We start from the raw sequence: 25893 nt of genomic DNA, 5'->3' as shown, positions 1-25893 counted from the left end.
AGATTGCGCCGCGCATGCAGGATATTGAAATCAGTTTCGACCTGTCGCGGATCGATTTCCGGGCAACCTCCGACCAGCTCATGCAAAGCTATTGGGGAGCGTCACGAACCGACGAGGCGAACCGTCGTGCCTTCGACAACTCGCTTTGCGTCGGCGCCTATCTCGACGGCAGGCAGGTCGGCTTCGCCCGCGCGATCACCGACTATACGGTCTTTGCCTATGTCGCCGACGTCATCATCTGGCCGGAGCATCGCGGGCGGGGGATCGGCAAGCGGCTCGTCCAGGCGTTGATCGATCACCCTGAGGTCGCGTCGGTGGCGCATTGGAGCCTGTCGACCAACGATGCCCACAGCCTCTACGAGAAGTTCGGCTTCAAGGCGTCGACCGATGGACGCTACATGCGCTTCGATCGCAAGCCGACAGCCTGACAAGGAACGCCGGAGCAACGCCGTTGTTGCAAATTCGCCTCAGTGCTTGGACCAGATGCCATTTCCGTGACGGGCCGACTTGGCGATCGGCTGATGCCTTCCTATAAGGACGTCTCCGCGATTCCCTTCCGGGAGGACCGTATGGCAGGATTTTACATCGTTACGCGAGGCCGCGAAGCCTAGGTCTGCTCAGGCTTTCCGAAGATTGATCGGAAAGCTGGATGCAGGAGAGGTATTTGCCGCTGCCGGTCGCCGCTTTCGGGCGGGCGGCCTACCATACTGAACCTCCCGCTTTTCCGAGACGCCGCAACGCGCGGACGCGGGTTTTCCAATTTGATTTTACCGGGACCGGGCTCATTGGCGCCTGGATGACATCATGGCTCGTTTCAAGATCGATCTGCGCGCAAGCGCCTTTCGCAGTGTGCTTGGTTTTACGTTCAGTCACTGGCGTCACCAGCCGTGGCGGCTTTCGCTCATCATGGGCGCCTTCCTGCTCTCGACGCTCGCCGACGTATTGACACCCTTTTACTCAGGCCGCCTGGTCGATGCGGTGGCCAGCGGCGCCGGAACCGACGCAGTCGCCTGGAATGCGGCGATGACGGCGTTCTCGACCCTGATGGCGCTGGCGCTGGCCGGCGTCGTGCTGCGCAATGTCGCCTTCCTGTGGATCGTCGAGCTGACGCTGAAGATGATGTCGGACATCGCCGCCGATGCCTTCCATCGGGTGCAGCGCTTCTCGACGGACTGGCACGCCAACAGCTTTGCCGGATCGACGGTGCGCAAGATAACGCGCGGCATGTGGGCGCTGGACCTGCTCAACGACACGATCCTGATCGCGCTTCTGCCGTCGGTCGTCATGCTCGTCGGTTCGACGCTGCTGCTCGGCTGGTTCTGGCCGCTGATGGGGGCAGTGGTGGCGGCCGGCTCGGTGCTGTTCATCGCGGTCACGGCGATGCTGTCGCTCGGCTATGTCGCGCCTGCCGCGCGGCTCGCCAACAGCTGGGACACGCGGCTGGGCGGCTCGCTGGCCGACGCGGTGAGCTGCAATGCCGTCGTCAAGGGCTTCGGCGCGGAGGCGCGCGAGGAAGCGCGGCTGGCGCGCGTCGTCGCCAAATGGCGCCTGCGCACCGGCCGCACCTGGATGCGCGGTACCGCGAACGGAACCACGCAAGGGGCGCTGCTGCTCCTGATGCGTGCGGCGGTGATCGGTCTTGCTCTCATGCTGTGGGCCTGGGGCCAGGCAAGCGCCGGCGACGTCGCCTTCGTGCTGACCTCGTTCTTCGTGCTGCAGGGCTATCTGCGCGACATCGGCACGCATATCCGCAACCTGCAGCGCTCGATCAACGACATGGAGGAACTGGTCGACTTCCAGTCCGAGCCGCTCGGCATCGAGGACCGGCCCGGTTCCCAGCCGATCCGGATCACCGATGGGCACATCGCCTTCGACAAGGTGACGTTCCACTACGGCAGTCACCTTCTGCCGCTCTACCGCGATTTCTCGGTCGATATCGCGGCCGGCGAGCGTGTTGGATTGGTCGGGCATTCGGGCTCGGGCAAGACGACCTTCGTCAAGCTGATCCAGCGGCTTTACGATGTGAACGCTGGGCGGATTCTGATCGACGGCCAGGATATCTCGCAAGTCGAGCAGGCGTCGCTGCGCGGCCAGATCGCCATCGTCCAGCAGGAGCCGATCCTGTTCCACCGCTCGCTTGCCGAGAACATCGCCTATGCCAGGCCCGGCGCCAGCCAGATCGAAATCGAGCATGCGGCCAAACTCGCCAGCGCGCATGATTTCATCACCAACCTGCCCAAGGGATATGGAACCCTGGTCGGCGAGCGTGGCGTGAAGTTGTCGGGCGGCGAGCGTCAGCGCGTGGCGATCGCCCGCGCCTTTCTGGCCGACGCGCGCATCCTGATCCTGGACGAGGCGACGTCGAGCCTGGATTCGGAATCGGAAGTGCTGATCCAGAGGGCGATGGAGCGGTTGATGATCGGGCGCACGACCCTGGTGATCGCGCACCGGCTCTCGACGGTGCGGGCGCTCGACCGGCTGCTGGTCTTCGATCGCGGGCGTATCGCCGAGGAAGGTTCGCATGACGACCTGATCAGGCTGAACGGCGGCATCTACCGGCGGCTGTTCGAGCGTCAGGCGCTCGAATTGACCAAAGGCCTCGTCGCCTGAGGGAAGGGACTGTGCCCGGCTCCGGCCGGGCGCAGCCGGAGCGTGGTCTTCGGAGTGATATGCCTGCCAACTCGACAGTTACAACCGCCTTCACGTTATGCGGATATGGCTGCATAATGTGCTATTAAAGTTTCTTTCTATACATTGAATATTTTAGTAATTGCTTTCTTGAAGTTGATCGTCTCCCGCTTTTTGAAGCAACATTCGTCGTATATTTACAGAAAAGCAAATCGGATATGATAGGCGCTGGCCTCCAGGATTTTTTGTTTCTGTAGGAATACCGGTTGAACGGAGATTTTCTTTGGGAAGCATGACCGGCCCGCGAAAAGTGGCCGCGCCGTCGACGCTGGAATCCCAGCATGGCTCGGTTCGGCCTTTGGCCGCCAGGGATCTCGAGCACGTCGCCGCGCTGTTCCTGATGAAGTTCCGCCATCGTCGCCTCCAGCGCGATCGCGCGATCGCGCAGACGGCCGACTACATGAGGGAGCTTTACCTTGATGGGGATGAGAGCAAGGCCCTTGTCCAGATCGATCCGCAGGGCCGCCTAGGTGGCTTCATGGGCGTTCTGAAAGCCCGCTACGAGCTCAACGGAAGCGTATTGAACGCGGCCATCATCGGTCCCTTCATGACCGACTCAAATACCGATCACGGTTGGGCCGGGCCGCAATTGCTGCGTACCCTGCATCAAGGCGAATTCGATCTCTACCTGACCGACTCCGCCAATCGCACATCCTTGGCCTTCGCGCGTCCGATGAAGTATCAGCTCCTGCCGGTGCACTGCCTGGAATGGACCTGTGTTTTCCGGCCGGGCGCCATGGCCGCCGCCGCGCTGCGCCGTAAATGGCCCGGGCTGCCCCGCCTTGCGCTCGATCCCTGCGTGAGAGCATTCGACGCTCTTGCAAGAAGAAGGTTCGAGCCATCGGCCCAGCATTCGTCTTCCCAACGGATCCACCGGGAGCCGATCGATGCGGTCCGATTTGCGGAGCGACTGCCAATCCTCATGACCGATTACTCCCTGCGACCGAGTTGGAACGACGGCGAGTTGCCGCGGCTGCTTGCGCTGGCGGCCGAGAAGCGAGCCGACGGGCCACTTCATTTCGGTGGGACCTACGACGAAACGGGCAAGATGCTGGGCTGCTACGCTTTTTATGGCCAGGCCGGCGGCGTCGCGAACCTGCTGCAAATCCAGGCGTCCGGATCCCACTGGGGCGCGACGCTGGATGCTCTCATCGCGGCGGCGCGGGATATGGGTTGCGTGGGCATTGCCGGGCAGTCCCAGAGCCGTTTCATGCCGCAGCTCTTCGGCCACCAGCATGTGTTCTTCCGCTATGCCGGGGGAACGATGGTCCGCTCGCGCATTGCCGAGGTCGCGGAAGCGGTCCGCTCCGGCGACATCTTCATCGGCGGATTGATGGGCGATCGTTGGACCCGGCTCAGTTCCGATGATTTCGGCCGCGTCTGACGGATTTTTCCGATCCGACGCAACCCGGGCGGAGCGCTAACGCGACGTCGCCGAGCCCGCTACGGCGAAGTCGCCGAGCTTTAACGCTCCGCGCTTTCCTGAAATTGCTTTGAATCAGGCGAATTTGCGCGGCGTGGCGCAAAAGCTGGCGATGATCTGGCAAAGGTCGGGTTCGTTGATCATGCGGACGGCTTCGTTCGGGCCAACCCATTTGCGCGTTCGTGCGCGCTTTTCTTTCCAGCGATCCGCGACACGGTCGACATGCAGCGGAAAGACCAGGACCTCGCAAGGCACTTCCTCGCCGGAGGCGAGGACCTTGGCATAGAAATAGCGACCGGCTTCAAGATGCGATACCTTGCCGCGCAACCCGGCTTCCTCGCCTGCTTCACGGGCAGCCGCCTCGCAAAGCGGCTCCCTAGCCTCCGGCCAGCCCTTGGGCAGCACCCAGCGCCCGGTGTCGCGGCTGGTGATCAGCATGATCTCGACGCCGTTCTCGCCTTCGCGCCACGGCAAGGCGGCAACCTGCAGGCGACAAGGCGCGACGCCGAAGAGCCGCCGGACTCTTTCGGCCACTTGGTTGTGGGTCGTTGGCCTCGTCAACATGGTAAGAAGCTGCCCCAAGCCTCCAGAATCGTTTTGCCACCTTACGAATCTTAGGGCGAATTGTGGGCTTTAAAAGTAAAAAACTTCACTCAGCCGGAAAAACCCACCAGAAAAAGTCAGTCTCGCAAAGTAGTCGTGCCCGCCAACCCGACTACGCGACGCCGTTTGAGGCAGATTCTCTGGAAAATACGATGGCCGTTCAGCCGGCGTGATCGTCCGCGATCGGCTTCTGATAAGTGAAGCCCATGTCCCAGGGAAAGTAGATCCAGGTGTCCTGGCTGACCTCGGTGACGAACGTGTCGACCAGCGGCCGACCCTTCGGCTTGGCATAGACGGTGGCGAAGTGCGCCTTGGGCATCATGGCGCGCACGATACCGGCCGTCTTGCCGGTGTCGGTCAGGTCATCGATGATGAGCACGCCGGCCCCGTCATCGGCGAGCAGCGGCGGCGAAATCTCCTTGAGGACCTGCAACTGACCCTGGCTGGTATAGTCATGATAGGAGGCGACGCACACCGTCTCGATGACGCGGATGCCGAGCTCGCGCGCGATGATGGCCGCGGGCACCAGGCCGCCGCGGGTGATGCAGACGATTGCTTTCCACTGTCCCTTGTTGGCGCCGGACAGCCGCCAGGAAAGCGCGCGGGCATCGCGGTGGAACTGGTCCCAGGAGACGGGAAAGGCTTTTTCGGGAAGGGACATGGTTCGCACTCCGCAAGGCGCGCCGTGGCGCGCAAAAACACTGGAATGCAGGCGGAATTAGCCGGAAAGCGCCAGGCTTGGCAAGGGCAGGGCCGGCGATGGCTGTGGACTCAGGAAATACACCCTAACGCGACAGGAAAGCCGCCACGTTCGTGGTGCGCAGCACCGTGCGGGTGACCCCGCCGAACAGAAGCTGGCGCAGCCAGGAGTGGCTGTATGCGCCTAGCACCAGAAGATCGGCGCCCGATTCCGCGATCCTGGCTTGAATCATGTCGTCGACCGAGGTGCCGCCGGATTTCTGCACGCAGACGCTGACATTGGCGCCGTGGCGAGACAGCGCCGCGGCGATCTCGGCGCCGGCGGCTTCCGGAGATTCCTCCAGCGTCTCCGGCGGATCGATGACGAGAATGTCGGTCTTGTCGGCCTCGGCGATGAAGGGCAGGGCATCGAACGCCGCGCGGGCCGCTTCCTTGCTGCCGTTCCAGGCAAGCAGCACACGTCTGAAGGTGGTGACCAGCGGTCCGCCATGGGGCACGACCAGCACCGGCCGGCCGGCGTCGTAGACCAGCGTGTCGACGTCCGCGCTCGGGTCGCCGCCGGCATCGCGTTGCGCGGCGATGATCAGATCGGCGGCGCGCACGCTCGATATGCCGGTCAGCGCGCTGTCGCCGGAGAAGCTCTCCAGGCTTCGCCATTCGAAGGACAGGCCGGATTCCTCCATCCGCTGCAGGAAATAGGCCTGCAATTTGTCGGCGCGTTCCTTGTTCATCTCGGCCGAGACCTGCAGGAATTCGGTATCCGGGAAGCCGGTGGCCGACGTGTAGGGCACGGGAAGCGCCTCGGCATGGATGCCGACGAGGTGGCTCTCGAACCTGTCGGCAAGCGGAAGAGCGCAATCGAGCACGCGCGCGGCGTCCTGTTCGTTCTGCAAAATGGCGACGATCGTCTTGAAGCGCATGACCGGTCCCTCGACGTCTTGACTGCGCATCCGCGCGGCAAAGGGAACGCCTCAGCGCGTTGACTGGTTCCAGCCGAACCGGCCGGTCAGTCCGCTTCGGCGAGCCCCGCCACCATCGCCTCGACGTCCTTGCGGGCAGCCTCGAGGGCTTCCCCGCTGCGGGCGCGGACGACCAGTTCGGTCCAGAACTTGCCGTCGCCATATTTGGGGTACGAGCCGATGATGGTGTCGGGATGCGCTTTTTGGATATCGGCCAGCGGGCCGCCGATCAGGCCTTCGCCGAACGGGCAATGCACGGTGGCCGACAGCATTTTTGTGCCGGCCTTGAGCGTCGGCACCACATTGTCGAGCATGGCCTGGAAGATCGACGGCACGCCGGCCATGACATGGACGTTGCCGATGCGGAAACCCGGCGCGACGGAGACGGGATTGTCGATGTGGTCGGCGCCGCGCGGCATGCGCGCCATGCGCTTGCGCGCTTCGGTGAATTCGATGCCGCGCCCGGCATAACTTGCCTCGAGCAGCGCGTAGGCCTTGGCGTCGTATTCGCAGGGCACGCCGAAGGCCTTGGCGATGGAGTCGGCGGTGATATCGTCATGCGTCGGGCCGATGCCGCCGGTCGTAAAGACATAGGTATAGCGGGCGCGCACGGCATTCACCGCGGCAACGATCTCGTCCTCCTCGTCGGGGACGATGCGCACTTCCTTCAGGTCGATGCCGATCGCGGTCATGATGTCGGCGAGGTGGCCGATGTTCTTGTCCTTGGTGCGGCCGGAGAGGATTTCGTCGCCGATGACGAGCATGGCGGCGGTGACGATTTCAGGCATGGAAGGGCTCCGGCGCAAAAGGTCGCCTGAGATAACGCGGCCGGCGGCCGGCCGCAATGCGAAAGCCGGATATCCGCTTGTGGCGGCGGCCGTTGCGGATATGGTGCGGTCGGTCGGCCTGGGGTGAATGCATGCTGATAACGATTGTCTCGTGGCTGGTTGCCGGCTTGCTCGTTGCGGTGGCCATCGTCGTGCTTGCCCTGATGGTTGCGACCTGGCGGATCGCGGCAAACGCCGAGAGACTGGTGCCGGCTTGCGGGAAATTCGTCGAGATCGACGGCAACCGCATCCACTATGTGGAAGAGGGCGACGGCAGGCCAATCGTCTTTGTGCATGGGCTCGGCGCCCAACTCCACCATTTCCGCCACACGCTGTTCGGGCGCTTCGGCGCCGGCTACCGGCTGATCGCGCTCGACCGGCCGGGCTCCGGCTATTCGGTTCGGGCAAGCGGCGCCACCGGCCGGCTGCCCGAACAGGCGGACATCGTGCGGCGCTTCATCGAGGAATTGCGCCTGGAGCGGCCTTTGGTCGTCGGCCATTCGCTCGGCGGGGCCATCGCGCTTGCGCTTGCGACCGGGCATCCGACTGCGATTTCCGGCATTGCGCTGCTCTCGCCGCTGACGCATCTGGAAGCGACGGGTCGTGAGGGATTTGACCTGCTCTATGTTCCGTCCCGGCCGCTGCGCCGCGTCCTGGCCCATACGGTGGCGATACCGCTCGGCCTTCGCTACGCGCAGCCTACGCTGCGGTTCATTTTCGCGCCGCAAGCGGTTCCTGTGGACTACATGATCGGCGGCGGCGGATGGCTCGGCTTGCGTCCGTCCCACCATTTCGCCACGTCCACCGATGTCGTAGCCGTGGAACGGGACCTTGGCCAAATTGAAAAGCGCTACCGCGAAATAGCGGTACCGGCAGGCATTCTGTTCGGCACCGGCGACCAGGTGATCGGCGAGGCCGTGCATGGCCAACCGATGCTGGACAAGATCGAAGGCCTCGACTTTGAACGGGTCGAAGGTCTCGGCCACATGCTTCAATTTGCAGACCCGGAACGGGTCGTCGGCTTTATCCAGCGTATCGCCGAGCGCGCCTTCGCCAAGGTGGATTGATTTCGGCCGGCGGCTACGGCAATGCCTCGCGGCTCTTCACGCGGCGTCACGCAAAAGTGTCGGACATTCTGTCCCACCCGGAATTTCCAGGGGAACCTTCCCACCCAGCCCAGGGTTTCGTTTTTGTCGCTGTGGGGCAGCGGTCCCACGAATTTTGCGATCAAGAGAATGGAGAAATCCGATGCTTACAAGACTTATTGCAGCTTCGGCGCTGGTGCTGGCCATGGGTGGCGCGGCCATGGCGCAGTCATCCGACGACGACTGGTGGTGGTGGCACCGCGACCACCGTCCCGAGGCGAGCACTCAGGTGGATCCCTATACCACAGGCAGCATCAACGGAGGCTCTGGGCTGACCACCTACGGCAGCACCGGCGCCATCGGGCCGTGCGCTGACACCACACCCGGTCCGGATGCCAACTCGCAACAGAACGTCAACGACCATTATTGCGGAAAGTAGCGCCGCATAGCCACCGGTGACCGGCATGAGGCCCGTAGGGCCTTGCCGGTCGCGGGGCAGTTCAATTCTTAATCGGAGACTTCGGTCTGCGGCCGGTCGCGGCCATCGGCAAGCTCGTCATGCCACTTGCCTTCGGCGTCCTCATATTGGATGCCGTCGGTGGTGCCGGCAACCTGCTGCTCGGACGAGGCGATCTCGGCGGCGCGCAGCGCCTCTTGGTGCGTGCGGAAAGTCTCGGAAAACGTCGAGCCGACCTTATAGGCCCAGCCGCCATCATGCTCGACGATCTTGTAAGTCAGCTTCGCCATGGAATCCTCCGGTTAAGAAGCCCGCTCAATGCAGCTTTCCGTCGGGCAGCCTGTCGTCGGGAACCAGAACTTCCGATTCCCTGGCCGCCTCGACAAGGGCGCGACGTGCGTCCGCTGTCGAACGATAACCTTCTAGCGCTTTGAGGCAAGTGTCGAGAGCATCACGATGGCGATCGCCGCGATTGAGCGGCCAAACGGTCATCAGGCACTCGGCGGCTTCTCGGGTGCTGCTTATCTGGCGGTATTTGCCGACATGGCCGAGCTCGACCACCACCGGCTTTTCAAAGGGTTTGTTGTCCATCATGGCCGCCAACGTAAAGCGGCCAAATTGGTTGCAGTTGTGGCGAGGATCCTGCGCCCAAACGTCTCAGGACCCTGCCGATTTCCGGCATTGTTTTGACGCAATTCCGGATGGAAGGCTACGGCGAAGTCGCCGAGCCTAACCGTTCACACTTTTCCTGGAATTGCTTTAGCCGGCGGCCTTCATCCAATGCCGCATCGTCGTCACCGAGCGCGCCAGCTGCGGCGCCGGATGGATTTCCTCGCCGAAGGCCGCCGCCGCGCGCCAGCCCCAACGCGGGTCGGCGAGGAATGCACGCGCCAGCGCCACCATGTCGGCATGACCGTCGGCAACGATCGCCTCGGCCTGGCTCGGGTCGTCGATCAGTCCCACGGCGCGCGTCGGGATGCCGGCGCCCTTGCGCACGGCTTCCGCCAGATGCACCTGGTAGCCGGGGCCGGGCGGCACCTGCTGCAGGGGCGAATTGCCGCCGCTGGAGCAGCACAAATAGGCGATGCCCTCGGCCTTCAGCGCCTTGGCCACCTCGATCGCGTCCTCGACGTCGAAACCGCGGTCGACCCATTCCTTCACTGAAAGGCGCGCGCCCAGCATCATGGACGGGGCAGCCTTCCTCACCGCCCTTGCGATTTCGACCGCGAAGCGCATGCGGTTTTCCAGCGACCCGCCCCAGCGGTCCGTCCGCTGGTTGGAGAGCGGCGAAAGGAACTGGAAGATCAGATAGCCATGCGCGGCGTGCAGTTCGGCAAAGTCGAAGCCGGCGCGCTCGGCGCGCATGGCCGACTGCGCAAAACGCGCAATGAGTTCCAGGATCTCGTCATCCTCCAGCGCATGCGGCACATTCCAGCCCGTGTCATAGGCGATGGCGGAGGCCGAAACCGTCTGCCAGGGGTCTTCGCCAGGCTGCAGCGGACCGCCGCCTTCCCAAGGTTTGCGGTTGGAGGCCTTGCGGCCGGCATGAGCGAGCTGGACGCCGAATTTCGTGCCGGGCGCGGCGACGCGCCTGGCGGCGTCGAGCGTGCGCTTGGCGGCCGCCTCGTTGTCGTCGGAATAGAGGCCGAGGCAGCCATGCGTGATGCGCCCGCGCCTCTCGACATCGGTCATCTCGACGGTAACCATGCCAGCGCCCGACATTGCCAGGTTCATCCAATGATAGAGATGCCAGTCGCTGGCCGAGCCGTCCTCGGCCGAATACTGGCACATGGGGGCGACCGCGATGCGGTTGGAGAAGGTGAGTCCGCCGAGGGTGATCGGCTGGAAAAGCGATGACGTCATGAAACGGGCTCCTGGGAAGATACCGCTATCTAGGGAGTCGCGGCGCGTCGCGCCAGACACGAGCCGGTGAAACGCCCGCTGGACCAGTCGGTTTCCAGGTCAGTCGTTTTCGAGGCTTGCGCGGTCGGCTTTCACCGATGGACCGGTTCTCGTCCTTCAAGACGGAGAACCGGTCCATCTTTTTGGTTTGAGGAATTTCGGACGGAAAACCGTTTCGCACTTTTCCTGAAATTGCTCTATCCCTTTGCCGCCAACACGGAGGTCGTCATGGAAGATCGCATTCGCATCCGTTCCGAGGAGGTCCTTTCGGACGACTGGGCGGTGCTGAAGAAGACGGTGCTCGACTATCGTCGCCGCGACGGGCGATGGGAGACGCAGACCCGCCAGACCTACGATCGTGGCGACGGCGCGGTGATCCTGCCCTTCGATCCGCAACGCTCGACCGTGCTCCTGGTGCGTCAATTCCGCTTCCCGGCTTACGCCGTGGGCCACCGCGAGCCGCTGATCGAGGCCTGCGCCGGGCTGCTCGACGAAAACGATCCCGAAACCGCCATCCTCAAGGAAGCGGAAGAGGAATTGGGCTACCGCCTCAAGGACGTCGAGCGGCTGTTCGCGCCGTTCATGAGTCCCGGCAGCGTGACGGAGCGGCTCTGGTTCTTCGTCGCGCGCTACTCGCCGGCCGACCGCATCTCGGCCGGCGGCGGCGCGCCGGAGGAGGGGGAGGACATCGAGGTTCTGGAAATGCCATTGGACGAGGCGCTGGCCGGCATCGCCGACGGCCGCATTGTCGATGCCAAGACGATCATCCTGATCCAGCACCTGAAGCTCAATCCGATCAAGGTTTGATTGACCGGGGTCGCCGCCGGCCGCGACGATCGGAACCTGCAGTTCACAAACCACGCGTTGACGCCGGGTTAGCGCAAGGGCTGGACGCTTGCTACCCGCGGCAGGCTTTGTCAATGTAGCCTGCCGCTGCGGTATGAGGCGAATAAGCTAGCAATTCAAAGTGGTGCGGACGACGGGAATCGAACCCGTACGATCAGAGATCGAGGGATTTTAAGTCCCTTGCGTCTACCAATTCCGCCACGTCCGCAGACGTGCCCTTTTCAGATGCCTGACATGAGCCGTCAAGCCATGTTTCGGATCGGTTGCGCTTTGTGCGGTCGCCGTCGTGCTCCCTTCGCGGTGCCGATTTAATATTAGTGATGTTTAAAATGCCAGTTTCTCCAAACCGATCTCATTAGCGTTTGGCTGCGAGCATGTGGCCGGCTTTGATGGTGGAACCATGCGTGGGGCAGGCTGGATCAGAGGGCTACGGGAGGCGGAGGCGCGGCAGCTGCGCTCCGAGATCGATCGGCTCGAGCGGGGACTGATCGAGGCCGCCAATTCGAAGGCCAAATGGAACCTGCACGAGGTCGCGCACACGCTGCGCTGGCAAAAAGCGCGGCTGCGGCGGCTGGAGGAATGTCTCGAGGCGATGCCGGAGGGAAAGACCGTCTCGCGCCGATCCTGACCGGTCGCCCGCAACCTTCGGCGAAGCATATCAGCCATGTTCGTCCACAAGGTGGCAAGGTGGCGCGATCGCGGAATTACGGTCTGCTGAGGGTACGTTAGTGTTTGCCACGCGGCGGATCGATCCGCCGAGGCCGGCGTCTATCAGGCCCCTACCCATTCCCCCGCCTCCTGCGGGCGCCGGCCACCCGAATTTTCAAGAGATGCGGGAGGGGTGTTCCGCATCGTCGCGGCGCCGCAAGCCTTAGAATTTATAGCTGAAATTCACGCCAAGCGTCTGCAGCTTCACGTCCTGATCGCGGTCGGCGAAGGTGTCCGGCGCATCGAAATGCTCCTTGCCGAAATCGTAGTAGCGGTATTGCGCGCCGATGACGACATTGTTGGTCAAGGCATAGTCGACGCCGGCGCCGAGCGTCCAGCCGGTGCTGATGCGGGTTCGGGCAAAGGCCGAGCCTGCCGCCTGCGAGGTCTCGATGCCGGCGAAAGCGACGCCGCCGATGCCATAGATCAGCACGCGATCCATGGCATAGCCGGCCTTGGCATCGATCGATCCGAACCACTTGACGTCGGTGCCGAATGTGTTTCCCGGCCCGGCGTCGGCGGTGCCGTCGATCGAGGCGTAGTTGAGACCGGCCTCGGCGCCGATCACAGCCTGGTCGAATTGCCAGAGCCCCGCGACATGGCCGCCGACGAAACCGCCGTCGATGTCGGGTTTCACCGAAAACGGGCCGCCGTCGTCGCCGGTGATTTCGGACCGGCCCCAGCCATAGCCGGCCTGCATGCCGGCATAATAGCCGGTCCAGTCGAAGCCGGCCGCGGTCATCGGCAGATCGCTACCCAGATCCGCCGCCCGGGCAGATCCGGACAGCAGGGCAAGAAAGCCGACACTGGCGAGCGTCAGTCGACGCATCGAGCGCTCCGAAATGGCGGTTTCGAATGACTCCTCGCAACAGACTAGCTCCATTCGCCGCGAAACGGAATTGCATCTCTGCAACAGTGGTTTACGACCTGACGCTCTGGCTCCGGACGCCGACATTTGCCAAAGTGGCCCATGCAGAGGAATCAGCCGATGACGAACGCCAAGCCGACAAGCGCCGCAAAGCCAAAGCCGTGGACGGAGGTGGCGACACATCTGGTCGACGTTGCGATGGGCCGAAAGCCGGCCGATCTGGTCATCCGCAACGGTCGCTGGGTGAACGTCCATTCGGGCGAGATCATCCCCGGTACCGATATCGCGATCGCCGCCGGCCGTTTCGCCTATTGCGGGCCGAATGCCGGCCACGCCATCGGGCAGGGGACGAAGGTCGTCGATGCCGGCGGGCGCTATCTGGTGCCCGGCCTTTGCGACGCGCACATGCACGTCGAGAGCGGCATGGTGACGGTGACGGAGTTCTGCCGCGCGGTCATCCCGCACGGCACGACCTCGATGTTCATCGACCCGCACGAGATCGCCAATGTGCTTGGATTGCCGGGCGTGCGGCTGATGCATGACGAGGCGGTCGCGATGCCGATCAACGTGCATGTGCAGATGCCGTCCTGCGTGCCCTCGGCGCCGGGGTTGGAACATGCCGGCGCCGAATTGACGGTCGCCGACGTGGCCGAGGCCATGACCTGGGAAAACATCATCGGCCTCGGCGAGGTGATGAATTTCCCGGGCGTCGCCGCCAACAATCCGGTGATGTCGGGCGAGATCGCCGAGACGGTCAAGGCCGGCAAGACAGTCGGCGGGCATTATGCATCGCCCGATCTCGGCCTGCCGTTCCACGGCTATGTCGCGGGCGGGGCGGAGGACGACCATGAAGGCACGCGCGCCGAGGATGCGATCGCGCGCGTGCGCCAGGGCATGAAGGCGATGCTTAGGCTGGGGTCGGCCTGGTACGACGTCGCGGCGCAGATCAAGGCGGTGACGGAAAGCGGCATCGACCCGCGCAACTTCATCCTGTGCACCGATGACAGCCATTCCGGCACGCTTGTGCATGAAGGCCATATGGACCGGGTGGTGCGGCACACCATCAGCCAGGGCCTGAAGCCGGTAACGGCGATCCAGATGGCGACGCTCAACATCGCGCAGCATTTCAGGCTGGAGCGCGAGATCGGCTCCATCGCGCCCGGACGGCTCGCCGATCTGCTGATCGTTTCGGACCTTGCCCAGATGACCATAGACGAGGTCTATGCCCGCGGCGTCCGGCTGGCGAAGGGCGGCAAGCTGGAGATCGACATTGCGGCCTATGACTATCCGCAATCGGCGAAGAACACGGTCAAGCTCGGCAAGAAGCTCGCGGCGAAGGACTTCGACATTTCCGCGCCGCAGGGCGCCAACGAGGTGCGGGCGCGGGTGATCGGCGTGATCGAGAACCAGGCGCCGACGCGCGCCCTGGAAGCCGACCTGCCGGTCGAGGACGGGCTGGTCGCCATGGATCGCCGCAACGACATCTGCCAGATCGCCTTGGTCGAGCGGCATCGCGGCACGGGCGGTGTCACCAACGCCTTCGTCTCCGGCTTCGGCTATGTGAAAGACTGCGCGATGGCGTCCAGCGTGGCGCATGACGCGCACCACATCATCGTCGTCGGCACCAACAAGGAGGATATGGCTTTGGCCGTCAACCGGCTGAGCGAGGTGGGCGGCGGCGTCGTGCTTTATTCCAAGGGCAAGGAACTGGCGCTGGTCGAGATGCCGATCGCCGGCCTGATGTCCGACGAACGCGCCGAGATCGTCGCGGCCAAGGCCGAGCAACTGACCGAGGCGATGCGCAAGGTCGGCTGCTCGCTCAACAACGCCTATATGCAGCACTCGCTGCTGGCGCTGGTGGTCATTCCGGAACTCAGGATCTCGGACGTCGGCCTGGTCGACGTGACGACATTCCAGAAGGTCGACCTCTTCGTCTAAGGCAAGTCATCCGCCCGTGGCGATGGTCAGCACCTTGAATGGCGTGGTGATGACGACCTCGGCGACCGAGCCGACCGCCTTGCCGAGGCCCTGGCCGATATTGTTGAGCTGCGCCGGGTCGGGTTCGTCGGAAGCAAGCCCGGCCGGCGTGCGCAGCCGGTTGCCCAGCAATTGCACCAGGATCGGGTTGTCGGCGAATTTGGCATGGTTCAGGCCGCCGTCGCCACCCTTGGCCTGAGTCAGGTCGACGACCGTCACGCCATAATTGACGAGATCGGCCGCGTTGCCGTAGTCGCCGACGCGCGGCTTGTCGCCGGAGATGAAGCTCGACAGCTTCAGCGCCCGGTCGTCGCCCGAAAGCAGGATGGCAAAGGGCTTGTCGGGCTTGCCGTAGCGGATCATCTGCTTCTTGAAGACATCGACGTCGATGTCGGGCGAGGCGAGGATGACGTAGCCGAGCTTGCCACTGAGATCGCGGTCGCCGGTGATGGCGAGCTGGCGCAGCGCCTCCATCGTCAGCCAGGTGCCCATCGAATGGGCGATGATGTCGATGCTCTTGACCTTCGTCTTGGCAAGCATCCGCAGCGTCGCCTCGAGGTCGTCGCGCGCGGCGGTCGAACTGTCCTTGTCGTAGATATAGCCGGTCGCCTTGGCGCTCGACGCCCATGAGAACAGCACCGGCGTACCCGGATATTTGGTGTCGTGCGCGATCTGCGTCAGCCGATAGATGCCGTCGTCAAAACCGTTGTTGAAGCCGTGCACGAACACCAGGGCGCGGTCACCGCGCACGGAAATGTCGGCGCCGACCGCCTTGGCGAATTGCTGCGCATCGCCATAGTGGACGACGTCGGTGGCGGTGAACTGCTTGGCCGGGTTAGAGTCGGCCGAGCCCTTGGCGCGCTCGATCGCGCCGACCTGATGGATCTTCGGCACGGTGACGTCGACGCGGGCATAGAGGGTGGTCAGCGAACGGTCGCCGTCGAAGACCTGGCGCGGATCCTTGGTCGCCTGCTGGCGGGTCGTGGCGACGAAGATCTCGTGCTTGGCGGCGATGTCGGAGACAGGCGCCGCAACCGCCTTGCGGTTGAGCAGGTCATGCGTGGGACCGGCGCAGCCGGCGAGGGCGAGCGTGAAGGCAAGGCCGACAACGATCTTCACATGCACAGTCACCCGGGATCCCCCAAGGGCGGCAACCTCTCTTGCTACTCCGATAAAGCCAGAGAGCGGCCGGGTCCAGTTCAAAGTCCCTGCGGGCACGGAACCCGCACCGATACGGTTACTGCGCAGCCAACTGACGGATACGGTCCGTCACATCACGATCGCTGGCAAAGCCATCGTCCTCGCGCAGCCGCTGTCCGATCATCTGCACCATCATAGGATTGTCGGCGAATTTGGTGTGGTTGAAGCTGTCAGCGCCCTTGACCTTGGAAAGGTCGACCACTGTGACGCCATAGGAGGCGAGGTCGGCGGCATCCCGATAATCGCCGACGCGCGGCCGCGAGCCGGCGATCAGGCCGGAGAGCCTCAGCGCCCGATCGTCGTCCGACAGGAGCAGGATGAAGGGCTTGTCCGGCTTGCCGTAGCGGCGCATCTGGCTCTTGAAGACGTCGACATCGATGTCGGGCGAGGCGAGCACGACGTCGCCGAGCTTGCCGCTGAGATCGCGGTCGCCGGTGATGGCGAGCTGGCGCAGCGTCTCCATCGTCACCCAGGTTCCCATCGAGTGGGCGACGATGTCGATGCGCCGGGCGCCGGTCTGCGCCAGCATCCGCAACGTCACTTCCAACTGGTCGCGGGCGGCGGCGGCGCTTTCCTTGTCATAGACATAATCGGTGGTCTTGGCGCCGGAAGCCCAGGAGAACAGCACCGGCGTGCCCGGATAGCCGGAATCGTGGACGATCTGGGTCAGTCGGTAGACGGCGTCGTCGAAGCCGGTGTTGTAGCCGTGGACGAAAACCATGACGCGGCCGCCACGGGCGTCGATGTCGGCGTTGAGGGCGCTGGCGAATTTCGGCTGCGTGTCGTAGCCGACGACTTCGGAGGCCATGAAATACTTCGTCGGGTCGTTCGACTTGCCGCGCGAACGGCGTTCGATCTGGCCGGTCTGGTGAATGGGGGGAACGGTGACGTTGACACGCGCATAGTTGAGCGTCGCCGAGCGTTCGCCGTCAAAAACCTTGTTCGGGTCGTCGGAGCGCTTGCGGGTCGTGGCGATGAAGATCGAGTGGTTGCCGGCGATCTCGGTCGCCGTCGTCGGCACGACGACGCTGCCCAGTATTTCCTGCGTCTGGTGGCCCGCGCAGCCTGCTATCAGCAGGGCAAAGGCAATGATCAGAATTGTCTTCAACCGCACGTCGACACTTTCACTGGCAATTCCATTCCGGCCACGATCGGCCGTCCACCTCCGCGAAAACCTCCCGGACAGCCGAAGTGCGGCTAAAGTAAGTCGCGTCCAGCGGAAATTGGCTCAGCGTCGGGCGACGGCCATCGCACTGTTGCGCGAAAGCCAAAACGGCGGCAGGAAGATTGCCGGCACGGGTCACGGCCATTCTGCCGCGTGCCGGCTGCCGAAACGAGGGACCTTCAGTGAACAGCTTTTCCGCCCGCGTAGCCGCTGCCGCCGAAGCGATCCGCGGAATCTTCCCGGAAACGCCGCTGCAGGAGAACGACTATCTGTCGAAGAAGACAGGCGCCCGCGTCCTTTTGAAGCGCGAGGACCTGACGCCGGTGCGTTCCTACAAGATCAGGGGCGCCTTCAACTTCTTCCGCAAGGCGCTCGCCGCTGGCAACAATGCCGAACTGTTCGTCTGCGCCTCGGCAGGCAATCACGCCCAGGGCTTTGCCTTCGTCTGCCGCCATTTCGGCAAGAAGGGCGTCGTGTTCATGCCGGTGACGACGCCGCAGCAGAAGATCGACAAGACGCGGCTGTTCGGCGGCGATTTCGTCGAAATCAGGCTGGTCGGCGACTTCTTCGACGATTGCTATCGCGCCGCCTTCGAATTCACGGAGGCCGCCGGCGCGCATATGGTGCCGCCCTTCGACCACAAGGACATCATCGAGGGCCAGGCGACGGTTGCCTATGAGATCGCGGCCCAGATGCCGGACGCCCGCGTGCCCGACATCGTCATGCTGCCTGTGGGCGGCGGCGGCCTTGCCGCCGGTGTGACGCATTATTTCGCCGACCAGCATCGCGATCCGCGCTTCGTGTTCTGCGAGCCGGCGGGCGCGCCGAGCCTGCGCGAGAGCCTTGCCGGCGGCAAGCGGGTCAAGCTCGCCAAGGTCGACAATTTCGTCGACGGCGCGGCGGTGGCCGAGATCGGCCGCGAGCCGTTGCGCCATCTCAAGGACTTCACCGCCGACGCCGTCCGCCTGGTCCCGGAGAACCGGCTCTGCGCAACCATGATCGAAATGCTCAATGTCGAGGGCGTCGTGCTGGAGCCGGCCGGCGCGCTGGCGATCGATGCGCTGAAAGATTTCTCCCGCAAGGAAATCAGGGGCAAGACCATCGTCGCAGTGGTCTCCGGCGGCAATTTCGATTTCGAGCGGCTGCCGGACGTAAAGGAGAGGGCGCTGCGCTTCGAGGGGCTGAAAAAGTATTTCATCATCCGCTTCCCGCAACGGCCGGGCGCGCTGCGCGATTTCCTCGAAATGCTCGGCCCCGACGACGATATCGCCCGCTTCGAGTATCTGAAGAAGTCGGCGCGCAATTTCGGTTCGGTGCTGATCGGCATCGAGACCAAGGACCGGCGCAATTTCGACCTGCTGAAAGCCAATTTCGACGCCGAGGGCGTGCAATATCAGGACATCACCGACAACGAGACGCTGGCGGGGTTCATCATATGAGCGCAAAAACAAGCACGGTCTTCGTAGCGCTGTTTTCAGGCATCAATGTCGCCGGCAACCGAATCGTCAAGATGGCGGAGCTCAAGGCCTTCTTCGAAAGCCTCGGCTTCGCCGACGTCGCGACCTATGTGCAGAGCGGCAATGTCGTGTTCCGGGCGAAGAAGGAGGATGTGGCGACGCTGACCGGGGAGATCGAGGCGGCCTTCGAGAAGAAATGGGGCTTTAATTCGCGCATCATGGTGCGCGATGCCGGCTGGTTCGAGCGGCTGGTGAAGGACAATCCCTATCCCGAGGTCGCCGGCGAACCGACCAAGCTTCATGCCTATGCGTTGGAGCGCGAGCCGACCGTCGAGGAGACGAAGCGGCTCGCCGACAAATGCACCGGCCCTGAGCGCTTCGAAATCAAAGGCGACGTGCTTTACCTGCATGCGCCGGACGGGCTCGGCAAATCGGTCTTCGCCAATCTCATCCCGCGCACGCTGAAGGTGCCGGGCACGGCACGCAACTGGCGCAGTGTGATGGCGCTGCTGGAAATGGCCGGCAAGGCCGGCGCCTGACTAATCACAGTACGCAATCCCTGACGGAAGGCTACGGCGAAGTCGCCGAGCCTAACCGCGGACCGCTTCCCTGGAATTGCCCGGGACTAAGCGGCCTTCTGCCAGTCGAAGCTCAATTCCTCGCGGAAGGCGAAGCGCTTGATGTGGTCGGCGACCACGCTCTCCAGCCGCTCCAGCGAGGCTGCGTCGTCGGCGGCCAGAGCGATGTGCAGCGCCTGATCGTCGGCATCCATCACGGTGCGGCCGATCGAGAGCTGGATGGCGCCGTGCCGCGGGTCGAACTCGACGGGGAATTTGTGCGACCAGTGCTTGCAGAGCTGCTGCAGGTAACGGCTTGCGTGCTCGGTGGCGACATCGGCGCGGCTTGTCGGCATGAGATTCTCCTGGCGGATGAAGAAACGCCAGCCTGGATAAGGCTGGCGCCAATGGCAGATAGATAGGCACCGCCTGGCCAAACGCCAGCGGGCGCTGGTCACATCGGCGTCGATCGCCGGCCTTTACCAGACGCCCGTGTTCGCCATCGAGGCCCATGGCTCGGCCTTGGCCTTGGCGGGGCCCTTCTGCAGCAGCTCGATCGAGATGCCGTCCGGCGAGCGTATGAAGGCCATGTTGCCGTCGCGCGGCGGACGATTGATGGTCACGCCATTGTCCATCAGCTTCTGGCAGGTGGCGTAGATGTCGTCGACCTCATAGGCGAGGTGGCCGAAATTGCGGCCGCCCTTGTAGTCTTCCGGGTCCCAATTGTAGGTCAGCTCGATCAGCGGCGCCTTCTCGTCGATGCCGCGCTGCTCGTCTTCGGGCGCGGCGAGGAAGATCAGCGTGTAGCGGCCCTGCTCGTTTTCGTAACGGCGGACCTCCTTCAGGCCGAGCTTGTTGCAGTAGAAATCGATCGATTGGTCGATATCGGCGACGCGGACCATTGTATGCAGATAGCGCATGGCGGCTTCCTCGGCTGCTGGGGTTGCCAGGCAACATAGGGGCCGTCCGGCGAAAGGGCAATCATCCGACAAATGCGGCGGCAGGATCGATTTTCGGATCTCGCTTTCGACTTCGGGAAGCGCCGGCAAACAACATTTCGACCTTTCCGGTGCTGAACGGTGAAAAAAGGCACGTCAGCCCTTGCACACCCCGGAAGCCGCAGTGTTAATCTCTTGGCAAGAATCAGTTGCGGTTCAGTTGGAAAAAGGGGGCATTCTTATGGGGGAAAAAGCCTCTTTTACGAGGCGGGACGGAAGCCTTGACGACGCCTTGCAGCGGGACAATGGCGGCGACCCCGCCGAGCTTGTCGAAATCGCCGGCGCTATCAAATGGTTCGACGTGGCCAAGGGCTACGGCTTCATTCTTCCGGACGACGGCGTCTCGGGCGATATTCTCCTCCATGTGACTTGTCTTCGAAGGGACGGCTTCCAGACGGCGCTCGAGGGCGCGCGGGTCGTTTGCCTGGTCAAACAGGGCGAGCGCGGCTTGCAGGCCTTCCGCGTCCTTTCCATGGATGCCTCGACGGCTGTCCACCCGGCAGAGCAGGAACAGCGCACCCACGTCACCGTCAACCCGGAGAGCGGCCTCGAGCGGGCCTTGGTCAAGTGGTTCAATCGCACCAAGGGTTTCGGCTTCCTGACGAGGGGCGAGGAGACAGAAGATATCTTCGTCCACATGGAGACGCTGCGGCGCTACGGCATAACCGAGCTCCGGCCCGGGCAGGTCGTGCTCGTCCGCTTCGGACGCGGCGACAAAGGCCTTATGGCCGCCGAAATCCACCCCGATATGGGCACCTTGTCGGTCTCGCACTGAGGGTTTCTCGACGTAGTCGAAAAGTCCCTTTGCCGCGGCGCGACCATCTTGTCCGAAAACCGGTTCCACTTGTCCGGATCATGGTTTAGGACGAGCGTTTGGACGAGGTACCCATGGCTCATGGCAATTGGCTGACCGCGGGCGTATTCTGCGCCGCGATCGTTTTCGCCACCTGTTTCATCGCTGCGAAGCCGAGTTCGGCGGATGCGATGCTGCTGCCGATCGACCGGACCCCGCTTGTGGTGTCGACTGGTTCGGGCGAGCGTTCCTTCTCCATCGAGATCGCCGATACCTCCGCCGAACGCGAGGCGGGACTGATGTTTCGCCGGACCATGGCAGACGATCACGGCATGTTGTTCGTCTTCGAAAGAACGGATGAGGTCGACTTCTGGATGAAGAACACGCCGATGGCACTCGACCTCATCTTCATCGGCCAGGACGGCAGGATCAAAGCCATCAAGCGCGGCGAGCCCGAATCCGAAGCGATCATCTCGCCAGGACAACCCGTGCGCTTCGTGCTTGAACTCAAGGCCGGCATGGCCGCCCGGGACGGCATCAAGGAAGGCGATCTGTTGCGCCACCCGGCTATCGGCACTGGCGCCAACTGAAAAAGCAAATCTGCCGATGCAGTTCTTTTCGCATGACGGTTTCGAACTCGCCTATCTCGATCGCCAGCCGGCCTCGGGGCAGGGCGACCCCGTGCTGATGATCCACGGCTTTGCCTCCAGCCACTATGTCAACTGGGTATCGCCGGGCTGGTTCAAGACGCTGAACGGCGCCGGCTACCGGGCGATTGCCTTCGACCACAGAGGCCATGGCTCGTCGTCGAAGAGCTATGACGAGGCCGATTACACGCCGGCCAAGATGGCGTCCGATGCGGCCGCGCTGCTTGATAATCTCGGTATCGAGCGCGCGCATGTCATGGGCTATTCGATGGGCGCGCGCGTCTCGGCTTTCTTGGCGCTCTCCGATCCGGAGAAGGTGGCGACGCTGGTGTTCGGCGGTTTGGGCATCGGCATGGTCGACGGCGTCGGCGACTGGGACCCGATCGCGGCCGCGCTGCTGGCGGAGGATCCCGCCGCGACCACGCATCCGCGCGGCCGCTCGTTCCGCGCCTTTGCCGACCAGACGCGCAGCGATCGTCGCGCGCTTGCTGCATGTATCGCCAAGTCGCGCGAGCTGTTGAGCGAGGACGACATGGCGCGCATTGCCCAGCCGACCCTGATCGCGGTCGGCACGAAGGACGATATCGGCGGTTCGCCGGACGAACTTGCGGCGCTGATGCCGAACGCAAGGGCCTTTCACATCGAGGGCCGCGACCACATGCTCGCCGTCGGCGACAAGAGCTTCAAGCAGCGCGTGCTCGAGTTCTACGCCGAAAATCCGCTCTAAGCGCGGCGCTCCTCGGCTCACAATGGTCGATCTGCTCGTCACCTACATGGAGATGCCGGCGCCGCCTCAGGGCGCTCCGCTTGCGTCACCTTCGCCCGTCGCGAGCGTGGCGCGCGAGAGGCTCGGTCTTTCCAGCTATCTCGATCTCTACCGCGCGGTCGGAGGGCCGGTGCAATGGGACCAGCGTCTGCGCATGCCGGAAGCGGAACTCGAAACGCTGCTCGCCGATGACGCCACGCATATCCATGTGCTGCGCGTCGATGGCGAAGCCGCAGGCTTCTGCGAATTCAACAATGTCGGCGAAGCGGCTATCGAGCTCGTTCATTTCGGACTGGTCCCGGCTTTTCAAGGAAAGCGATTGGGGCCGTTCCTGCTCGACCGGGCGTTGCGCTCGGCGTGGTCGCATGGGCCGCAAAGGCTTTGGCTTCACACCGATACCTATGATCATCCGGCGGCCCGGTCGGTTTACGGGCGCGCGGGGTTCAGAGGCTACGCCGAGAGGATCGAGACCTTTCCGGACTAGCCGGAAGGCGCTGCGCGCCCTTCCCGCAATCGCCCTAGCCGCGCGCGCTCCTGTCGGCGAGGGATCTCGCCATCACGCACAGCAGCTCGAACATCATCGTCGCGCCGGCCAGCGCCGTCATGCCGCCAACGTCAAAGGGAGGCGCGACCTCGACGACATCGGCGCCGACGAAATTCAATCCGTCCAGCAATCGAACCATCTCCTGCGCCTCGCGCGTCGTGAAGCCGCCGAGTTCCGGCGTACCGGTACCGGGGGCCATGGACGGATCGATGCAATCGATGTCGAACGTCACATAGGTCGGGCTGTCGCCGACAAGATCGCGCGCTTCCTGCATCACGGAAGCGGCGCCGCGTCTGACGAACTCTTCCATATAGACGATGCGCACGCCCCGTGACGTTGCCCATTCATGCTCGCCGGGCTCGTAGATCGAGCCTCTGATGCCGATCTGGACAACCCGCTTGGGGTCGAGCAGCCCTTCCTCGATCGCGCGGCGGAAAGGCGTTCCGTGCGTATAGGGATTGTCGCCGAAGTAGCGATCGTTGGTGTCGGAATGCGCGTCGAAGTGAACCATGCCAACAGGCGCCTTGCGGGCCACGGCACGCAGCACCGGCAGCGTCGTCAGGTGGTCGCCGCCGGCGGCTAGCGGCAGGGCACCGTCCGCCACGATCGCGGCAATGCCGTCCTCGATGCGCTTCAACCCGTCCAGCAGGTTGATAGGATTGACCGACAGATCGCCCACGTCGGCGACATTGGTGATGCTGAACGGTTCGGTTCCCGAGACGTGGTGGACGCGACGCATCAGGCTCGACTGGTTCCTGATTTCGCGCGGGCCGTGGCGGGCCCCGGCCCGGTTGGTCGTGCCGCCATCCCATGGAATCCCGACAAGGGCGATGTCCAGCCCTTTCGCGGTCGGTACGGCCGGCAGCCGCATGAAGGTGGAAAGCCCGGCAAATCGCGGCACCTGCGCGGCGTCGACGGGTTGGTGGAAGCTGTTTTCCATGCTGGCGGCCATTCCGGAGCGGTTCACGTTCCATAGTGATCGCAGGGCCTGGAATTCAGGCATAGGGGCAAAGCCCAGCGAGGGTATGGGCCTATCAGCGCCGCTCTTGCAGGGCTTGCAGTGAACGGCCGAGATTTTCCCTGGCCTGCGCCTCGAACCGATCCCGGAACTCGGTCGTATAGAAAATATGCGGCCGGGCGACGAAGCTCTTCAGGACGCCCGCGCGGCCCGCGCGCCACATCGGTTCCTCTACCCAGCCATATTCCGACCGGACCGCCCTCTCGTAAGCATCGAACACCGCCGGTTCGGCGCCGAGGATGGCCAGATCCATGTCGAGCAGAAAAGCCGCATCGTTGAGCGCGTCCTCGTTGCGGAAAGGCGGCAACTGGTGGGTGGCGGTGGCGTTGATCATGGCCGCGATGCGAGCGAGGCGATGGGAGTTGGCGCGTCCGGCGAGCCTTTTCTCGGCCAGTTCGGCGCTTTTTGCCTCATTATCCTTGGCGCGGCTGTCATAGATGGCATCGTGGAACCAGATCGCCGCTTCGACGGCCTCCGGGTCATCAAGAAGGTGCCGGTATTCGCCTGCCAGCGCCAGCATCGCTTCGATGTGAGCCAAGCCGTGATAGTGGCGATCCGCAGCCTGGTAGAGCGCTGCAAGCTCGCTTTTCAACGCTTCGTCGATCAAGGGTTCGTTTTCCATCGTCGCTTGAATCTGCGTGAACCATGTCCATTTGACAAAGCACTAAGGAAAATTGAGTTCAACCGTGGTATGATCTAGCCTATATGTGCCGCCGCAGAATGAGTAAGGCCGGAGAGCGTCGATGAACAGCGTTACGATTGCCCGTCCCAGCATGGTGCAGCCGGTCGATCCGATCTGGCGGTCGATCCGCGACGAGGCGATGGAGGCCGTGAACCGCGATCCGCTGCTCGCGGCGTTCCTTTATTCGACCATCCTCAACCAGGAGAGCCTGGAAGAAGCGGTGATCCACCGGCTTGCCGAACGGCTGGCGCATCAGGACATCGGTTCCGATCTCATCCGACAGACCTTCAAGGCGATGCTGGACGACGATCCGGAGTGGAGCACGACGGTTCGCGTCGACATCCAGGCCTATTACGACCGCGATCCGGCCTGCGACCGCTTCATCATGCCGGTTCTCTATTTCAAGGGTTTTCACGCGATCCAGACGCACCGGCTAGCGCATTGGCTGTGGAACCAGGGCCGCAGGGACTTCGCGCTCTACCTGCAGAGCCGTTCGTCCTCGGTGTTCCAGACTGACATTAATCCGGCCGCCCGCATCGGCAAGGGCATCTTCCTCGACCATGCCACGGGCCTAGTCGTCGGCCAGACGGCCGTCATCGAGGACGACGTGTCGATCCTGCACGGGGTGACGCTGGGGGGCACCGGCAAGGCCAATGGCGACCGTCATCCGAAGATCCGCCGCGGCGTGCTGATCGGCGCCGGCGCCAAGATTCTCGGCAATATCGAGGTCGGTCATTGCTCGAAGATTGCCGCCGGTTCGGTGGTGCTGTCGCCCGTGCCGCACAACAAGACGGTCGCCGGCGTGCCCGCCCGGGTCGTGGGGGAAACCGGCTGCGACCAGCCTTCGCGGCAGATGGACCAGCTCCTGCCGTCGCAGAGCATGGACCACGTGGTCAGCTTCGACATCTGATTTCCGCCGTCGTCGGGAACCGCCGAAATCCGGCCGCCGGTTTTCGGCCGACTTGTCCTATGCAATTGTGCCAGCTTGCCTTTACATGGCCATTGTTGGCGTGTCAGAAGCGCC

Annotated in this window: 29 protein-coding genes and 1 tRNA gene; 15 read left to right on the top strand and 15 right to left on the bottom strand. The window is 63.5% G+C overall.

The window, feature by feature from the left end; translation table 11 throughout:
- Positions 1–14 precede the first annotated feature (14 nt).
- The 3 genes from FJ957_RS08850 to FJ957_RS08840 all read left to right on the top strand — a co-directional run bounded on the left by FJ957_RS08850 (position 15) and on the right by FJ957_RS08840 (position 4072).
- Entirely contained in the window at positions 15–428 is a 414-nt protein-coding gene (locus tag FJ957_RS08850; RefSeq protein ID WP_140830507.1) for a GNAT family N-acetyltransferase, read from the top strand.
- Positions 429–804: 376 nt separating this feature from the next.
- On the top strand, positions 805–2610 hold the full coding sequence (locus FJ957_RS08845; RefSeq protein WP_140830505.1) for an ABC transporter ATP-binding protein: 1806 nt from the start codon (positions 805–807) through the stop codon (positions 2608–2610).
- 310 nt (positions 2611–2920) lie between these two features.
- Positions 2921–4072 (top strand): hypothetical protein, encoded by a 1152-nt coding sequence (locus FJ957_RS08840; protein ID WP_140830884.1) that lies wholly within the window; start codon positions 2921–2923, stop codon positions 4070–4072.
- Between the two features lie 114 nt (positions 4073–4186).
- Here FJ957_RS08840 and FJ957_RS08835 read toward each other — a convergent pair whose 3' ends face one another.
- From FJ957_RS08835 to FJ957_RS08820, 4 genes are all read right to left on the bottom strand, one after another.
- Positions 4187–4675: an NUDIX hydrolase gene (locus tag FJ957_RS08835; protein ID WP_140830504.1), complete on the bottom strand. Its 489-nt coding sequence runs from the start codon at positions 4673–4675 to the stop codon at positions 4187–4189.
- Positions 4676–4874: 199 nt separating this feature from the next.
- Positions 4875–5375 (bottom strand): xanthine phosphoribosyltransferase, encoded by a 501-nt coding sequence (gene gpt, locus FJ957_RS08830; RefSeq protein WP_095765134.1) that lies wholly within the window; start codon positions 5373–5375, stop codon positions 4875–4877.
- A 124-nt stretch (positions 5376–5499) separates the two neighbouring features.
- Positions 5500–6333, bottom strand: a complete 834-nt coding sequence (locus FJ957_RS08825; protein ID WP_140830502.1) for a universal stress protein — start codon at positions 6331–6333, stop codon at positions 5500–5502.
- A gap of 86 nt (positions 6334–6419) precedes the next feature.
- On the bottom strand, positions 6420–7160 hold the full coding sequence (locus tag FJ957_RS08820) for a competence/damage-inducible protein A (protein ID WP_140830500.1): 741 nt from the start codon (positions 7158–7160) through the stop codon (positions 6420–6422).
- Positions 7161–7291: 131 nt separating this feature from the next.
- Between FJ957_RS08820 and FJ957_RS08815 the strand changes: the two genes are divergently transcribed.
- Both FJ957_RS08815 and FJ957_RS08810 read left to right on the top strand, forming a co-directional pair.
- Positions 7292–8266 carry an alpha/beta hydrolase gene (locus FJ957_RS08815; protein WP_140830499.1) on the top strand — a complete coding sequence of 325 codons (975 nt, stop codon included), beginning with the start codon at positions 7292–7294 and terminating at the stop codon, positions 8264–8266.
- A 181-nt stretch (positions 8267–8447) separates the two neighbouring features.
- Positions 8448–8723, top strand: coding sequence for a hypothetical protein (locus tag FJ957_RS08810; protein WP_140830497.1), 276 nt, complete (start codon positions 8448–8450; stop codon positions 8721–8723).
- 68 nt (positions 8724–8791) lie between these two features.
- On the opposite strand, the gene FJ957_RS08805 is transcribed toward FJ957_RS08810, so the two are convergent.
- From FJ957_RS08805 to FJ957_RS08795, 3 genes are all read right to left on the bottom strand, one after another.
- A complete protein-coding gene (locus FJ957_RS08805; protein WP_042644408.1) occupies positions 8792–9031 on the bottom strand; it encodes a DUF2188 domain-containing protein in 240 nt (79 codons plus the stop codon).
- Positions 9032–9056: 25 nt separating this feature from the next.
- Positions 9057–9335 carry a DUF982 domain-containing protein gene (locus FJ957_RS08800; protein ID WP_140830883.1) on the bottom strand — a complete coding sequence of 93 codons (279 nt, stop codon included), beginning with the start codon at positions 9333–9335 and terminating at the stop codon, positions 9057–9059.
- Positions 9336–9500: 165 nt separating this feature from the next.
- A complete protein-coding gene (locus FJ957_RS08795) occupies positions 9501–10604 on the bottom strand; it encodes an NADH:flavin oxidoreductase/NADH oxidase (RefSeq protein ID WP_140830495.1) in 1104 nt (367 codons plus the stop codon).
- 267 nt (positions 10605–10871) lie between these two features.
- Here FJ957_RS08795 and FJ957_RS08790 point away from each other — a divergent pair, with 267 nt between their 5' ends.
- Positions 10872–11450 (top strand): NUDIX domain-containing protein, encoded by a 579-nt coding sequence (locus FJ957_RS08790; RefSeq protein WP_140830494.1) that lies wholly within the window; start codon positions 10872–10874, stop codon positions 11448–11450.
- A 161-nt stretch (positions 11451–11611) separates the two neighbouring features.
- Here FJ957_RS08790 and FJ957_RS08785 read toward each other — a convergent pair.
- Positions 11612–11697, bottom strand: a tRNA-Leu gene (locus tag FJ957_RS08785).
- A gap of 168 nt (positions 11698–11865) precedes the next feature.
- On the opposite strand from FJ957_RS08785, the gene FJ957_RS08780 reads away from it, so the two are divergent.
- On the top strand, positions 11866–12117 hold the full coding sequence (locus FJ957_RS08780) for a hypothetical protein (RefSeq protein WP_246683216.1): 252 nt from the start codon (positions 11866–11868) through the stop codon (positions 12115–12117).
- Between the two features lie 243 nt (positions 12118–12360).
- Here the strand turns inward: FJ957_RS08780 and FJ957_RS08775 are convergent, their stop codons facing one another.
- Positions 12361–13026: an outer membrane protein gene (locus tag FJ957_RS08775; protein WP_140830492.1), complete on the bottom strand. Its 666-nt coding sequence runs from the start codon at positions 13024–13026 to the stop codon at positions 12361–12363.
- A 159-nt stretch (positions 13027–13185) separates the two neighbouring features.
- On the opposite strand from FJ957_RS08775, the gene ade reads away from it, so the two are divergent.
- Positions 13186–15003, top strand: coding sequence for an adenine deaminase (ade, locus tag FJ957_RS08770; protein ID WP_140830490.1), 1818 nt, complete (start codon positions 13186–13188; stop codon positions 15001–15003).
- Positions 15004–15009: 6 nt separating this feature from the next.
- Here the strand turns inward: ade and FJ957_RS08765 are convergent, their stop codons facing one another.
- Positions 15010–16173 carry an alpha/beta hydrolase gene (locus FJ957_RS08765; RefSeq protein ID WP_140830488.1) on the bottom strand — a complete coding sequence of 388 codons (1164 nt, stop codon included), beginning with the start codon at positions 16171–16173 and terminating at the stop codon, positions 15010–15012.
- A gap of 106 nt (positions 16174–16279) precedes the next feature.
- Positions 16280–17356: an alpha/beta hydrolase gene (locus FJ957_RS08760; protein ID WP_140646134.1), complete on the bottom strand. Its 1077-nt coding sequence runs from the start codon at positions 17354–17356 to the stop codon at positions 16280–16282.
- 233 nt (positions 17357–17589) lie between these two features.
- Here FJ957_RS08760 and ilvA point away from each other — a divergent pair, with 233 nt between their 5' ends.
- A complete protein-coding gene (gene ilvA, locus FJ957_RS08755) occupies positions 17590–18846 on the top strand; it encodes a threonine ammonia-lyase IlvA (protein WP_140830487.1) in 1257 nt (418 codons plus the stop codon).
- The gene (locus tag FJ957_RS08750; RefSeq protein WP_140830485.1) at positions 18843–19403 is read left to right on the top strand and encodes a DUF1697 domain-containing protein; all 561 of its coding nucleotides are present in this window, start codon (positions 18843–18845) and stop codon (positions 19401–19403) included. Before ilvA ends, FJ957_RS08750 begins: the two co-directional genes overlap by 4 nt.
- 86 nt (positions 19404–19489) lie before the next feature.
- Here the strand turns inward: FJ957_RS08750 and FJ957_RS08745 are convergent, their stop codons facing one another.
- Both FJ957_RS08745 and gloA read right to left on the bottom strand, forming a co-directional pair.
- A complete protein-coding gene (locus tag FJ957_RS08745) occupies positions 19490–19777 on the bottom strand; it encodes a DUF2218 domain-containing protein (RefSeq protein WP_140830483.1) in 288 nt (95 codons plus the stop codon).
- A gap of 123 nt (positions 19778–19900) precedes the next feature.
- Positions 19901–20341, bottom strand: a complete 441-nt coding sequence (gloA, locus tag FJ957_RS08740; RefSeq protein ID WP_140830481.1) for a lactoylglutathione lyase — start codon at positions 20339–20341, stop codon at positions 19901–19903.
- A 259-nt stretch (positions 20342–20600) separates the two neighbouring features.
- On the opposite strand from gloA, the gene FJ957_RS08735 reads away from it, so the two are divergent.
- From FJ957_RS08735 to FJ957_RS08720, 4 genes are all read left to right on the top strand, one after another.
- Entirely contained in the window at positions 20601–21194 is a 594-nt protein-coding gene (locus FJ957_RS08735) for a cold-shock protein (protein WP_140646193.1), read from the top strand.
- Positions 21195–21307: 113 nt separating this feature from the next.
- Positions 21308–21802, top strand: a complete 495-nt coding sequence (locus tag FJ957_RS08730) for a DUF192 domain-containing protein (protein WP_140830479.1) — start codon at positions 21308–21310, stop codon at positions 21800–21802.
- 16 nt (positions 21803–21818) lie between these two features.
- On the top strand, positions 21819–22586 hold the full coding sequence (locus FJ957_RS08725) for an alpha/beta hydrolase (RefSeq protein ID WP_140830478.1): 768 nt from the start codon (positions 21819–21821) through the stop codon (positions 22584–22586).
- Positions 22587–22608: 22 nt separating this feature from the next.
- The gene (locus tag FJ957_RS08720) at positions 22609–23109 is read left to right on the top strand and encodes a GNAT family N-acetyltransferase (RefSeq protein WP_140830476.1); all 501 of its coding nucleotides are present in this window, start codon (positions 22609–22611) and stop codon (positions 23107–23109) included.
- Positions 23110–23143: 34 nt separating this feature from the next.
- On the opposite strand, the gene speB is transcribed toward FJ957_RS08720, so the two are convergent.
- Both speB and FJ957_RS08710 read right to left on the bottom strand, forming a co-directional pair.
- The gene (gene speB, locus FJ957_RS08715) at positions 23144–24109 is read right to left on the bottom strand and encodes an agmatinase (RefSeq protein ID WP_140830474.1); all 966 of its coding nucleotides are present in this window, start codon (positions 24107–24109) and stop codon (positions 23144–23146) included.
- Between the two features lie 94 nt (positions 24110–24203).
- Positions 24204–24809: a hypothetical protein gene (locus FJ957_RS08710; protein WP_140830473.1), complete on the bottom strand. Its 606-nt coding sequence runs from the start codon at positions 24807–24809 to the stop codon at positions 24204–24206.
- A 121-nt stretch (positions 24810–24930) separates the two neighbouring features.
- On the opposite strand from FJ957_RS08710, the gene cysE reads away from it, so the two are divergent.
- A complete protein-coding gene (gene cysE, locus FJ957_RS08705) occupies positions 24931–25779 on the top strand; it encodes a serine O-acetyltransferase (RefSeq protein ID WP_140809074.1) in 849 nt (282 codons plus the stop codon).
- Positions 25780–25893 lie beyond the last annotated feature (114 nt).

The organism is Mesorhizobium sp. B2-4-6, assembly GCF_006442775.1.
Taxonomy (GTDB): Bacteria; Pseudomonadota; Alphaproteobacteria; order Rhizobiales; family Rhizobiaceae; genus Mesorhizobium.
The sequence above is the reverse complement of the archived record's forward strand: the minus strand, read 5'-3'. Positions and strand labels throughout refer to the sequence as shown.

What these genes read in the sequence shown, in the direction of transcription:
- FJ957_RS08750 (WP_140830485.1), top strand. Translation starts at nt 18,843, where the DNA reads ATGAGCGCAAAAACAAGCACGGTCTTCGTAGCGCTGTTTTCAGGCATC.
- FJ957_RS08800 (WP_140830883.1), bottom strand. Translation starts at nt 9,335, where the DNA reads ATGATGGACAACAAACCCTTTGAAAAGCCGGTGGTGGTCGAGCTCGGC.
- gloA (WP_140830481.1), bottom strand. Translation starts at nt 20,341, where the DNA reads ATGCGCTATCTGCATACAATGGTCCGCGTCGCCGATATCGACCAATCG.
- FJ957_RS08815 (WP_140830499.1), top strand. Translation starts at nt 7,292, where the DNA reads ATGCTGATAACGATTGTCTCGTGGCTGGTTGCCGGCTTGCTCGTTGCG.
- gpt (WP_095765134.1), bottom strand. Translation starts at nt 5,375, where the DNA reads ATGTCCCTTCCCGAAAAAGCCTTTCCCGTCTCCTGGGACCAGTTCCAC.
- cysE (WP_140809074.1), top strand. Translation starts at nt 24,931, where the DNA reads ATGAACAGCGTTACGATTGCCCGTCCCAGCATGGTGCAGCCGGTCGAT.
- FJ957_RS08805 (WP_042644408.1), bottom strand. Translation starts at nt 9,031, where the DNA reads ATGGCGAAGCTGACTTACAAGATCGTCGAGCATGATGGCGGCTGGGCC.
- FJ957_RS08795 (WP_140830495.1), bottom strand. Translation starts at nt 10,604, where the DNA reads ATGACGTCATCGCTTTTCCAGCCGATCACCCTCGGCGGACTCACCTTC.
- FJ957_RS08725 (WP_140830478.1), top strand. Translation starts at nt 21,819, where the DNA reads ATGCAGTTCTTTTCGCATGACGGTTTCGAACTCGCCTATCTCGATCGC.
- ade (WP_140830490.1), top strand. Translation starts at nt 13,186, where the DNA reads ATGACGAACGCCAAGCCGACAAGCGCCGCAAAGCCAAAGCCGTGGACG.
- FJ957_RS08730 (WP_140830479.1), top strand. Translation starts at nt 21,308, where the DNA reads ATGGCTCATGGCAATTGGCTGACCGCGGGCGTATTCTGCGCCGCGATC.
- speB (WP_140830474.1), bottom strand. Translation starts at nt 24,109, where the DNA reads ATGGAAAACAGCTTCCACCAACCCGTCGACGCCGCGCAGGTGCCGCGA.
- FJ957_RS08745 (WP_140830483.1), bottom strand. Translation starts at nt 19,777, where the DNA reads ATGCCGACAAGCCGCGCCGATGTCGCCACCGAGCACGCAAGCCGTTAC.
- FJ957_RS08835 (WP_140830504.1), bottom strand. Translation starts at nt 4,675, where the DNA reads ATGTTGACGAGGCCAACGACCCACAACCAAGTGGCCGAAAGAGTCCGG.
- FJ957_RS08845 (WP_140830505.1), top strand. Translation starts at nt 805, where the DNA reads ATGGCTCGTTTCAAGATCGATCTGCGCGCAAGCGCCTTTCGCAGTGTG.
- FJ957_RS08790 (WP_140830494.1), top strand. Translation starts at nt 10,872, where the DNA reads ATGGAAGATCGCATTCGCATCCGTTCCGAGGAGGTCCTTTCGGACGAC.
- FJ957_RS08850 (WP_140830507.1), top strand. Translation starts at nt 15, where the DNA reads ATGCAGGATATTGAAATCAGTTTCGACCTGTCGCGGATCGATTTCCGG.
- FJ957_RS08820 (WP_140830500.1), bottom strand. Translation starts at nt 7,160, where the DNA reads ATGCCTGAAATCGTCACCGCCGCCATGCTCGTCATCGGCGACGAAATC.
- FJ957_RS08825 (WP_140830502.1), bottom strand. Translation starts at nt 6,333, where the DNA reads ATGCGCTTCAAGACGATCGTCGCCATTTTGCAGAACGAACAGGACGCC.
- FJ957_RS08810 (WP_140830497.1), top strand. Translation starts at nt 8,448, where the DNA reads ATGCTTACAAGACTTATTGCAGCTTCGGCGCTGGTGCTGGCCATGGGT.
- FJ957_RS08775 (WP_140830492.1), bottom strand. Translation starts at nt 13,026, where the DNA reads ATGCGTCGACTGACGCTCGCCAGTGTCGGCTTTCTTGCCCTGCTGTCC.
- FJ957_RS08735 (WP_140646193.1), top strand. Translation starts at nt 20,601, where the DNA reads ATGGGGGAAAAAGCCTCTTTTACGAGGCGGGACGGAAGCCTTGACGAC.
- FJ957_RS08720 (WP_140830476.1), top strand. Translation starts at nt 22,609, where the DNA reads ATGGTCGATCTGCTCGTCACCTACATGGAGATGCCGGCGCCGCCTCAG.
- FJ957_RS08840 (WP_140830884.1), top strand. Translation starts at nt 2,921, where the DNA reads ATGACCGGCCCGCGAAAAGTGGCCGCGCCGTCGACGCTGGAATCCCAG.
- FJ957_RS08710 (WP_140830473.1), bottom strand. Translation starts at nt 24,809, where the DNA reads ATGGAAAACGAACCCTTGATCGACGAAGCGTTGAAAAGCGAGCTTGCA.